The organism is Actinomadura sp. 7K534 (genome assembly GCF_004348575.1).
Taxonomy (GTDB): Bacteria; Actinomycetota; Actinomycetes; order Streptosporangiales; family Streptosporangiaceae; genus Spirillospora; species Spirillospora livida.
This window is the reverse complement of the sequence record NZ_SMKB01000232.1, coordinates 1-11,154: the sequence shown is the minus strand read 5'-3', so window position 1 is coordinate 11,154 and position 11,154 is coordinate 1. Positions and strand designations below refer to the sequence as shown.

The following is an 11,154-nucleotide window of genomic DNA, read 5'->3' as shown; positions in this document are numbered from 1 at the left end:
GCGGCAGAAGTGTATAAGAGACAGTCCCGCAGCGCCTCGAGCGACGTGCCCCCGGCCTCCGCGACCCGCTCGGCCGGAACGTCGGCTTCGACCTCGGACGCCTCGATGCCCGTGTCCACGAGCACCACGTCGCATCCCAGAGCCCGCACCCGCTCACGCAGCCATGCGTACTCGGCCCCCTTGGTATCGAGCGTCCCCACCAGCACCACAGTTGCCATGAAGGACGAGTTCCCCACCGCGCCGCCCCGCAACCGGTCCCCCGCAACCGGCATCGGCCAAGGAGGGGCGTCAGGCAGGAGTCGGCGTCTGCGCCTCGGTGATGAGGCCGTCCTCCAGGTGGAGGACGCGGTCGGCCTCGGTCAGCAGGGTCTCGTCGTGCGTGGCCACCAGCACCGTCACGCCTTCGCTGGCGACGAGGGCGCGGAGGAGGGGCATGATCGCGGAGGCGGTCTCGGAGTCGAGCTGGCCGGTGGGCTCGTCCGCCAGGAGCAGGCGGGGGCGGTTGGCCAGGGCGCGGGCGATGGCCACGCGCTGGCGCTGCCCGCCGGAGAGCTCGTGGGGGCGCTGGGCCGCGTGGTCCGCGAGGCCGACGAGGGCCAGCAGGACGCGGACGCGCTCGTCCCGTTCGGCGGGCGGCGTGCGGACGAGACGGAGCGGCACCTCGACGTTCTCGGCGGCGGACAGCACGGAGATCAGGCCGTGCGACTGGAAGACGAACCCGATGTCGTCGCGGCGCAGGGCGAGGAGGTCGTCCTCCGGGAGGGCGCCGACGTCGCGGCCGTTGACGCGGACGGTGCCGCCGTCGGGGGTGTCGAGGCCGCCGATCAGGTTGAGGAGGGTCGTCTTGCCCGAGCCCGAGCGGCCCTTGATCGCGACGAGCCGCCCCGGCTCGACGGAGAAGGACGCGCCGCGCAGGGCCGGGACCTCGATCCCGCCCGTCCGGTAGGTACGGGTGAGCCCCTCGACGGCCACCATGGGGTCGGTCATTCGCGCTCCTCACCGGGCCGGACCCGGATGTGGTCGGTCTCCAGGTTGAGCCGGACGCGGTCGCGCATGCCGAGCGCCTCGGTGAACGGCGCGGGGAGCTGCACCCGCCCGGCCCGGTCGAGCACGGCGTACTCCTCGGCGGCGCCGGCGCGGCGGCGGACCTCGCTGCTCGTGCGGCCGTCGCGGATGCCGACCGTGCGGTCGACGTGCCCGGAGATCTGCCGGTCGTGGGTGACGACGACGGTGGTGGTGCCGAACTCCTCGTTGACCTGGCGGAGCGCGGCGAAGACCTCGGCGGCGGTGGCGGTGTCGAGCTCGCCGGTGGGCTCGTCGGCCAGCACGACGCGGGGCTCGTTGGCGACGGCGACCGCGACGGCGATGCGCTGCTGCTGGCCGCCGGACAGCTCGTCCGGGCGGCGGCCCGCGCAGTCGCCGACGCCGAGCATGCCGAGCAGCTCGGCGGCGCGGGTGGCGCGTGCCCGGCGGGACCGCCCGGCGAACCGCATCGGGAGCTCGACGTTCTGCGCGGCGGTCAGGTACGGGAGCAGGTTGCGGGACGTCTGCTGCCAGATGAAGCCCACCCGCTCGCGCCGGAACGCCAGCCGCTCCCGCGCCGCCATCGTGAGCAGGTCGGAGCCGGCGACGCGGGCGACGCCGGCGGTCGGCACGTCCAGGCCGGACAGGATGTTCAGCAGCGTGGACTTCCCCGAGCCGGACGCGCCGACGACGGCGACCAGCTCGCCGGGGTCGACGAGCAGGTCGAGGCCCTGGAGCGCGACGACCTCGACCCCTTCGGTCTTGTAGATGCGGACCAGGTTGTCGCAGACGATGTGGGCGCCCTCGCCGTAGCCGGGCGTGCGTTCGGCGGCGCGGCGCTCCAGTTCGGCGAGGTCGGGCGTGTCGGTCATGGGTCCCCCGTTCTCAGGGCGGTTCCGGGGCGGGAGTCGGCGGCGCGGTCGACGGCGACGGCAGCGGCGGCGGCGAGCAGCAGGGCCGCGGCGAGCCCGAGCAGCGCGGGTGCGCCCGGGAGGTGCGCGGCGGCGGCGAAGCCCCCGGTGTAGGGGCGCAGGTCGGCGGCGGGGCCGATGATCCGGGGCAGCAGCAGGCCGAGCGCCCAGCCGGCCCCGACCGCGCAGAGCAGGACGGGCGCGATCTCGGCGAGCGCGAGCGCCCTGCTCTGCCGGCGGCTCAGCCCGAGGGCGCGGAGGCGGGCGACGGTGCGGCCCCGTTCGCGCGCCCCCACGACGAGGACGAGCAGCACGGCGAGGAACCCGTACGCGCCGCCGGCGAGCGCGACGTCGCGGAACGTGCCGTGCACGACGGAGACGAGCGGGGCGCCGGCCATGCCGTCCAGCACGTCCTGCCGCAGCCGGACGTCCCGGCCGGGGACGGCGGCGCGCAGCGCCTCGGCGTCCAGTCCCTCCCCGGCGACGAAGACCTCGGACGGGAAGCCCTTCGCCTCGGCGAGCAGCTTGTACGGGACGACGGCGAACGCCGACCCCGGGTCCAGTCCGGGGAAGCGCTCGATCCGCCCGGCCGGCGTGACGCGCATCGGGTCGAGGCCGGGGCGGCTCAGCGTCACGGCGTCCGTGCCGAGGAGGCGGAAGGCGGACTCCGAGAACCAGGCGCCGGACGCGTCCGGCACGCCGGGCGTACCGGGCGCGATTTCGCGGTAGGCGTCCAGGTCCACGCCGAGCACCGTCACCGGGACCCGGTCCCCCTCGGCGGTCACGTTCGTCACGACCCGGGCCGGGACCGCCCCGGTCACGCCGCGCACCGCGCGGATCCGGCGGAGCGCGGCGTCGTCCACGGGCCCGGCCGAGATCCGGGCGTCGGCCCCCACCTCGGCCCAGGACGCGCGCTCCTGCCCGTCGCGCAGCGAGGTGCCGACGGTCGCGGTGAAGCCCGCGACGGCCGTGGCGATGAGCAGGACGGCCAGCGGCAGCGTCCCGGCGAGCCCCTGCCGTCCGGCGCGGGCGACGCCGAGGAACGCGACGGCCCCGCGCCGCCGCCGCAGGTACGGCCCGGCGGCGCGCAGCAGGTAGGGGTAGGCGCGCAGGACGAGGACGCCGAGCGCCGCGCCGAGCAGCACCGGCACGGCCGCGACCAGCGGGTCGGTCCCCGCGGCGGCGCCGCGGCCGCGGACCAGCACCACACCGATCACGGCGAGCGCCACGAGCAGGAGGTCGAGGACGAGCCGCCGCCGGGACGGCCGCGCCGCGGCGGCGTCGTCCCGCCGGCCCGCCGACGACTCCAGGCCGCCGCCGCGTTCCCGCGCCACCGCCGCGGCGGACACGGCGACGACCGCCAGGACCGACGCGGTGATCGCGTACAGCGACGCGGCCTGCGGGGGCCCGGCGTCCAGCAGCCGCCCCGCCGCGTACCCGAGCGCGGCGGACGGGACGACGGCGAGCACGGTCAGGCCGCACGCGGGCACGGCGAGCTGCCGGAGCGCGGCGCCGCGGGCCCGCATCGTCCCGAGGACGGGCCTGAGCCGCACCCCGAGCAGCCCGGCGGCCAGCAGCAGCACCCCGGCGGCGACGGCGGCGAGCCCGCCGAGCGCCGGCCCGACGACGGACCTGGCCGTGTGGAGGCGGTCCGCGTAGCCCCGCAGCCGCCCGTCGAGCGGTGTCACGACCTCGCAGGGGAACAGGTCGGAGCGGCCGCGCACCGCGGTCCGGTAGGCGTCCAGGTCGTCCGCCATGGCCGCGACTCCGGCGGAGTCGACGGCGCCCCGGTGGACGGGGAAGCGCCAGCTGTAGGTGAGCCGCCGGTCCTGGTGGCGGGTGAGCATCGTGTACCCGCCCGCGTCCGTGAGCGCGGTGCCGACGTCGGCGAGGACGCCGTCGCCGATGCCCGCCTTCATGGGCCGCAGCATGGTGGGGCGCGGTCCCCAGTACGGGGCGGCGGCGTCGTCCGCCTCGTACACGCCCGTGATCCGGACCCGCACGGGCGCGGGCACGTTGCGCTCATGGAGCTCGAGGCGGTCGCCGGGGGCGTACCCCATCGCGTCGGCGTACTCCCGGCCGATGGCGACCTGGATCTCGTCGCCCTCGTCGCCGATGCCGGACGGCCGGTTCTCCGGCGGCTCTCCGGCGACGATGTGGGCCCGCCTGAAGGCGCCCTCGTCCCAGCCCAGGTAGAGCAGCCGCGGGCTCGGCGCCACACCGGCGACCGTCATGCGCCCGGAGGTCACCGACGGCTCCGGCTCGCCGGCGGCGCCCCGCAGGGAGGGCGGCAGCAGCTCCTGCCAGGCGAGCGAGTTGGTCGTCATCGCCGCGCTCCCGGGGATCATGCGCGCCCCGGTCTCGCCTCCCGACCGGCCCTCCACGCGCACGTCCGCGCCCGTGCCCACCGCGGACGCGGCGGCACGGTCGTACCCGGCGGCGATCCGCGCCGGCAGGACGGTGGCGAGCAGCGCGGACACCGCCGTCAGCGCGGCCAGCGCGACGAGCGGCGCCCACTGCGCGCGAGCCAGCCGCAGCAGCGGGCCCCTCATCGGTCCTCCCCCGCCCGCAGGCCCGCGCCGAGATTCCGGCGGCGCAGCGTCCGGACCACCGCCGGCAGCACGAGGCCGAGCACCAGCGCCACCCCGGCGAGCATGCCCAGCACCACGGGCCACCGGACGACCAGCTCGGCGGGCGGGTACGGCTCCGCCGCCTGCACGCTCAGCACCACGTGCGGGACCACGAGCCGCGCCACCACCAGCCCGAGGACGGTCCCGCCGAGCAATCCGAGCACCACCAGGTACGCCTGCTCGATCGCGAACATCCCGGCGATCTGCCGGGGCCGCACCCCGAGCGCCCGGAGCACCGCCAGCTCGCGGGAGCGGGCCCCGGCGGTCACGGCGGCGTTCACCACGAACGCGATGACGGCGAACGCGAGCGCCGCGCCGAACCCCAGCAGCAGCGCCCCCTGGAGCGCCGCGCCCAGGTGGGCGTCCCGCCGCTGGGAGCGCAGCGCCGTGCGGTCGGCGGCGACCTCGCCCCAGGCGGGATGGCCCGTCAGCGCCTGGACGGCGGGGCCGGTGCGGCCTTCCCTCGTCGCCGCCCACCACTCCCCGGGGGTGACGCTTCCGGTGTCCGCCCCGCCCGCGGTGAGCCTGCTCCCGGTGAGGGTCGGCAGGTCCACCAGGACGGCCGGGACGTCGGGCGGAACGCTCGGCAGGGCGGGCGCCACGCCCACGACCTCTACCGGCTGGTCGCCGTCGACGGTGCTCAGCGTGACCGTGCCTCCCTTGCCGACCCCGGCGCGGCGCGCCGCCTCGCCGGTGATGACGCCCGGCACGGCGGGCTGGAGATCGGTGTTCCCCGGGCCGCGGGACGGCGCCGCCGCCGTCCCGAGCACCGCGGAGACCTCCCCCAGCGGCTCGGTGACCCGGGTCCCCGACGCGTGCTTCGGAGTGGGCGGGATCGTCAGCCGCCCCATCGCGCCCTCCGTGTCCTCCATGCGCGGGTCGGGCTGCTCCGTCGCGGCCGTGGTGCGGGCGAACGCGGCCCATCGGGAACCGGGCGGCCGGGGCGCCTCCCCGGTGCCGTCGCCCCGCACGGACAGGACGTCCAGCACGAGCCCCTTCGCGAGGGGGTTCTCGTCGTAGGAGTAGTGGATGCCCCGGACGGACAGCGGGTAGGACAGCGCGCCGTCCCGCCCGGCCAGATCGTCCAGGGCGAGGGTGTGCTCGTCGCCGTCGGCGGCGATCCCGGGGAGGGTGACCCTCCGGGTGAACCCTTGCCCGTCCACGATCGTCACGGCGATCTCGTGGTCCTCGCCCGGCGGCGGCCGGCGGCCCGGTTCGGCGGGGCTGAGCCGGAGGTCGAAGAGAAGGCGCTCGGGCCGTCCCGGAACGGTCAGCGCCGGGGCGGCGGGACGCGCCCGCACCAGCTCGTCCAGCCGCAGGTCGCGCCGCAGGTCGGCCGGGACGCGCAGCAGCGGGCCGAGCGCCGCCGCGTCCGCGCCCAGCAGGACCGCCGGGCGGGTGCCGAGTCCGGCGTCCGCGCGCAGCACCGGTGTCGCGGACGTCACGCCTGGCAGCGCCGCGAACCGCCCGCCCTGCCCGAGCGGCGCCGGTCCCGCACCGCCGGACGACGGGACGAACCGCAGGTCGGCGCCGCTCCTGAAGTCCGCGCGGTCGGTGTGCGAGCGGCTCCACGTCGAGATCGTCGTCACCGACAGCACCCCGACCGCCATCGCCATGACCAGCAGGAGCACCGGACCCGTGTAGCGGAGGCGGCGGCGCCCGACCTGCCGGGTGCCGAGCGCGGGGACGAGGCCCCGGCCCCGCGTCGCGACCCGCTCGGCCGCGCGGGACACCACCGGCACCGCCCGGAGCAGCAGCACCCCTCCGGCGAGCAGCGCCAGCGCGGGCCCGGACACGATGAACGGGTCCACACCGCCCGGTCCGCCGCCGGGGCCGCCGCCCGCGCCGTCCACCCCGTACCGGGTGAGCTGCCAGACCGCCAGCCCGGCGACGAGGAGCAGCGCCAGGTCGACGCCGGATCCGCGCAGCACGCCCCGCCCGGGGCGGCCGAGCCCGGCCTGCGCCTCCACGAACGTGCGGTTCGCACCGCGCAGCGTCGGGATCGTCAGGGCGACCGCGCAGGCCAGCGCCACCGCGACCGAGACGATCCACAGCGCCGGGGACGGCCCGGCCGCCGGCCGCAGCCCCGACTCGCGCACCGCCGGGGCGTACCCGGCCAGCCGCAGCAGGGGCCCGGCCAGCAGCGGGCCGAGCACGGCGGCGGGCAGCACGACCAGCAGCCCCTCGGCGAGGCCGGCGGCCGCGAGCTGCCGCATACCCATGCCGCGGGTCCGCAGCAGCGCCACCTCGCCGCGCCGGTGGTCGGCCAGGAGCCGGGCGACGAGCAGCCACGCGCATCCGGCCAGCACCACCAGCTGGATCACCGGGATGAGCATCGCGGAGCGCGCGACCTGGACGGCCCCGCGCAGTTGCCGCAGCAGTTCCGGTAAGTCGGTCACCACGGAGTACTGCGCGCCGTCCCCGCCCTCCCGCAGGGTCTCCGCACCGGCGCTCACGCGGTCGGCGAGCGGGCCGAGTTCGCCGGTGTCCAGGACGCTCAGGTCGGGCAGGACGGTGAACCGGGCGTCGGAGCCGGTGCCGCCGAAGCGCTCCCCGAACACCTCGGGCGGCACCACCAGCGGCCCGTACGTCGTGTAGTCGAGGCGTTCGGCGCCGGTCGTGACGAGCCCGTCGCCCTGCCAGAAGTGGTGGCCGGGGTCGGGGACGTCGAAGAGCCCGACGACCCGGACGTCCACGGCCGACGCCGTGTCGACGCGCCCCTTCAGGGTGAAGGCGGTGTCCACCTCGACGCGCATGGCCTCGGCCGCGGCGCGCGGCAGGACGGCCTCGACCTCGCCGGACTTCTCACCGGTGGCGGGCCAGCGCCCGGCGGTGAGCCGCGCGTGCCGCTCGATCCCGGTGTAGGCCGCGAACGTGGTCAGCTCGGGATGGTCGGCCTTCTCCTGGCCCGGCAGCGTGTACGAGTCGCCGCGCACGCTCATCGAGACCGCCAGCGGCACGTCCCCGTAGATCTCGCCGAGCGCCCGGCCGACCCGGTCCCGGACCTCGGCGAGGCCGCCGGGCCGGACGTGCGCGCCGATCGTCGTCCCGGCCGTCTCGAAGGTGGCGTCCGCCAGGGTGCGCCGCATCCCCTCGCGGGTCACCGGGCCGGTGTAGCCCGCCAGCGCCGCGAGGACGGCGGTCGTGAACAGCGCGGTCGCGCAGGCGGCCAGCATCAGCGTCCGGTCGCCGGCCATCCGCCCGATGACGAACCCCCGTCGTCGCCCCATGGGGGCCGATGATCATTTGCATGTGACGGGCGTTACAAGGGACCCAGGGGGATCTTTGGCGAATCGCGACGTTTTCGCAATCTTCGCGCCGACGCCCGGCGCTAGGTGCCCGGCGTCGTTTCCGCCCGCCACACCGACGCGCCCACCGGCGGGACCGCCTCCGCCCGCCGCAGGATCTCCGCCGGGTCGAGGAGGGTGCCCGCGGCGAGCGCGGCCGGGCCGGCGGCGGCGCCGAGCCGGCCGGTGGCGCGGTCGATGTCCTCCTGTTCGGCCGGGCTGGGCGGCAGGCCCGCCGACTCGCGGATCGCCGCCGCCTTGCCCAGGGCGTGCGCCGCGTCCTCGGTGCGGCCGGCGAGGCTCAGCGCGCAGGCCAGCCCCTCCAGGGAACCCGCGACGTCGCGCGGGGCCTCCAGGCGGATCGCGACGGCCAGGGCGTCCCGCTGCAGGGTGAGGGCGCGCGCCGCGTCGCCGCGGGCCTCGGCCACATGGGCGAGGCCCGTCTGGACGAGGGTGAGGTAGAGCGGGGGGAACTCATCCGGGGACGCGGCCGCCAGGAGGGGGCGCAGGCGGTCCTCGGCATCGTCCAGCCGGCCTTCGCCGGCCGCCGCCAGGCCCTCGCCGATGGCGGCGAACGTCACGACCTGCGCGAAGCCCTGCTCCACGGCCACCCGGTGCGCGCGGCCGCACAGCCGGCGGGCGGACGCGTAGTCGCGGCGCAGGTAGGCGATCCAGCCGCGCCAGGCCATCCGGACGGCGACGTCCGGCCACAGGCGCAGTTCCTCGGCCAGCCGCTGGCCCCGGTGCTGCAGCCGCTCGGCGCGGTCGTAGTCGCCGGTCAGCTCGGCCGCCGCGCCGAGCCACTCCGCCGCCTGGAGCCCGCCCCAGCGGTCGCCGACCTCGGCGAACAGGGCGGCGGCCCGCTCGGCGTCGCGTTCCAGGGCGACCGGGTCTCCGTGGGCGTGGGCGTGCTGGGCCCGCAGGACGAGCGCCGCCGCCTCCCCCCAGCGGTCACCGGACGCGCGGAACGAGGCCAGCGCCTCCTCCAGCGTCCCGGCGGCCGCGCCGGCATCGTCCAGTTCGACGTTGGCGTAGATCAGGAACCACCTCGCCCAGGCCCGCAGCCGCTCGTCCCCGGTCCCGTCGACGCGGGCGAGGGCCTCGTCGCGGCGGGCCCGCCAGTCCTGCGGGGCGCTCTTGAGGACGGCGAGGCCCGTGCGCCACGTCAGCGCCCTCGCGCGCGCCGCGGGGTCTCCGCAGCCGTGCCGGAGCGCCGCGTCGAACGACCGCAGCGCCTCGGCCAGCCGGCCGCGCAGGAACCAGTACCAGCCGAGCGCGTTGACCAGCCGCAGCGCGGCGTCTCCGGTGGCGGCGTCCAGGGCGAGGCGGAGGTTCGCCGACTCCAGGTCGAGCCGGCGGAGCCAGCGCGCCTGGTCGGGGCCGTAGAGGTGCCGTTCCGCGCGCTCGGCCAGGTCGAGGTAGTGGCGGCCGTGACCGGCGCGCGCCCGCTCCTCCTCGCCCGCCTCGGCCAGGCGTCCGGCGGCGTAGGCGGCGACGGACTCCAGCAGCCGGTAGCGGGGCCCCTCGCCCGGCCGCTCCGTCATCACGACCAGCGAGCGGTCGACCAGCCGCGCCAGGACGTCCAGGACCTCCCCGGCGGGGACGTCCGGTCCGGCGCAGACGGCCTCGGCGGACTCGGCCGCGCATCCGTCCGCGTGCACGGACAGCCGCCGCAGCACGGCCCGTTCCGGCTCGGTCAGCAGGTCCCAGCTCCAGTCGATCATCGCGGTGAGCGTGCGCTGCCGGGCCGGGGCACCGCGGTGCCCGGACGACAGCAGCCGGAACCGGTCGTCGAGCCGGTCGACGATGCCCGCCACGCCGAGCGTCCGCACCTTGGTCGCGGCCAGTTCCAGGGCGAGGGGGATGCCATCGAGGCGGCGGCACAGCTCGCCGACCGGGCCGGCCGTCGCCTCGTCCAGCCGGAACCGCCGCGAGGACGCCGCCGCCCGGGTCGCGAAGAGCCGCACGGCACTGGCGGCTCCGGGGTCGTCGCCCGCGCCGGGCACGTCGAGCGGCGGCACCGACCACACCACCTCGCCGGGCAGCGCGAGCGGCTCCCGGCTGGTGGCGAGGATTCGCACCCCGGGGACGCGGCGCAGCAGCCGCTCCGCCAGTTCGGCGGCCTGCTCGATCACGTGCTCGCAGTTGTCCAGGACGAGCAGCAGCCGGCGGGCGCCGAGCGCCGCCGCGAGCCGGTCCAGGGCCGCGCCCCCGGTGCCCGGCGCGTCCCGGATGTCGAGGATCGCGGTCACGGCCTCCGCGAGGTCGGGCACCGTGGAGCGCTCGAACCCGGCCAGCTCCGCCATCCACACGCCGTCGCCGAACGCGTCCACGAGCCCGGCCGCCGTCTCGATCGCGAGCCGCGTCTTGCCGACGCCGCCGGGGCCGGTGAGGGTGACGAGCCGGTCGGTGCCGATGCGCGCCCGGATCTCCCGGACGGCGCCGTCCCGCCCGATCAGCTCGGTCGGCGGGACGGGCAGGTTCGACCGGGGCCGGGGCTCCGGCGCGGCAGGGGCGTCGAGGGCCGGGTCCTGCCGGAGGACGGCGCGCTGGAGATCGGCCAGCTCGGCGCCGGGATCGAGGCCCAGCTCATCCGCGAGCAGCGTCCGGTAGCCGTCGTAGCTCTCCAGCGCCTCGTTCTGGCGGCCCGCCCGGTAGAGCGCCCGCATGTGCGCGGCCCGCAGCCGCTCCCGCAGCGGGTGGGCGGCGACCGCGTCGCCGAGCTCACCGGCCAGGGCGCCGTGCTCGCCCAGGTCGAGCCGGGCCTCGGCGTGCTCCTCCAGCGCGGTGACCCGCAGCTCGCCCAGGCGCGCGGCGGCGGGGCGGGTGAACGGCTCGTCCGCGAAGTCGGCGAACGCGGGGCCGCGCCACAGCTCCAGCGCCTCGGCGAGCAGGGCCGCGGTCTCCTTCGGCTCCCCGGCGCGGCGCGCGGCGGCCACCAGGTACTGGAAGCGCCGCGCGTCCACCTGCTCATCGGCGGCGCACAGCAGGTACCCGGCGGGACGCGACTCCACCAGCGCCCGCGCGCCCGGCTCGGCGTCCTCCAGGACCCGCCGCAGCTGCGACACCTTCGCCGACAGCGCGCCCATCGGGTTGCCGGGCAGGGCGTCGCCCCACAGGTCGTCGATGAGCCGGTCGGCGGGGACCGGGCGGCCCTCGTGGACCAGGAGGCCGGCCAGCAGCGCCCGGACCTTGAGCCCGGGCACCGGAACGAGCCCGCCGTCGTCGGTCCAGACGGCGAGCGGGCCGAGCACCCCGAAACGCACACGCCGCACCCTAGTGGCGCCGTCCGACAGCCCCGCC

At 77.5% G+C, this 11,154-nt stretch carries 6 protein-coding genes; all 6 read right to left on the bottom strand.

Annotated features, from left to right (window positions below; translation table 11 throughout):
- On the bottom strand, positions 1–218 hold a 218-nt coding region (locus tag E1266_RS30430), incomplete at its 3' end, for a Tm-1-like ATP-binding domain-containing protein (protein WP_207946003.1).
- Between the two features lie 70 nt (positions 219–288).
- Positions 289–987: an ABC transporter ATP-binding protein gene (locus E1266_RS30425; RefSeq protein ID WP_243719073.1), complete on the bottom strand. Its 699-nt coding sequence runs from the start codon at positions 985–987 to the stop codon at positions 289–291.
- A complete protein-coding gene (locus E1266_RS30420) occupies positions 984–1,895 on the bottom strand; it encodes an ABC transporter ATP-binding protein (RefSeq protein ID WP_132052901.1) in 912 nt (303 codons plus the stop codon). Before E1266_RS30420 ends, E1266_RS30425 begins: the two co-directional genes overlap by 4 nt.
- Positions 1,892–4,486: an ABC transporter permease gene (locus E1266_RS30415; RefSeq protein WP_132052899.1), complete on the bottom strand. Its 2,595-nt coding sequence runs from the start codon at positions 4,484–4,486 to the stop codon at positions 1,892–1,894. The genes E1266_RS30420 and E1266_RS30415 overlap by 4 nt, the downstream gene beginning before the upstream one ends.
- Positions 4,483–7,794 carry an FtsX-like permease family protein gene (locus tag E1266_RS30410; protein WP_132052897.1) on the bottom strand — a complete coding sequence of 1,104 codons (3,312 nt, stop codon included), beginning with the start codon at positions 7,792–7,794 and terminating at the stop codon, positions 4,483–4,485. Before E1266_RS30410 ends, E1266_RS30415 begins: the two co-directional genes overlap by 4 nt.
- A 101-nt stretch (positions 7,795–7,895) precedes the next feature.
- A complete protein-coding gene (locus E1266_RS30405; protein ID WP_132052895.1) occupies positions 7,896–11,117 on the bottom strand; it encodes a BTAD domain-containing putative transcriptional regulator in 3,222 nt (1,073 codons plus the stop codon).
- Between the last annotated feature and the right edge of the window lie 37 nt (positions 11,118–11,154).

What these genes read in the sequence shown, in the direction of transcription:
- E1266_RS30425 (WP_243719073.1), bottom strand. Translation starts at nt 987, where the DNA reads ATGACCGACCCCATGGTGGCCGTCGAGGGGCTCACCCGTACCTACCGG.
- E1266_RS30410 (WP_132052897.1), bottom strand. Translation starts at nt 7,794, where the DNA reads ATGGGGCGACGACGGGGGTTCGTCATCGGGCGGATGGCCGGCGACCGG.
- E1266_RS30415 (WP_132052899.1), bottom strand. Translation starts at nt 4,486, where the DNA reads ATGAGGGGCCCGCTGCTGCGGCTGGCTCGCGCGCAGTGGGCGCCGCTC.
- E1266_RS30420 (WP_132052901.1), bottom strand. Translation starts at nt 1,895, where the DNA reads ATGACCGACACGCCCGACCTCGCCGAACTGGAGCGCCGCGCCGCCGAA.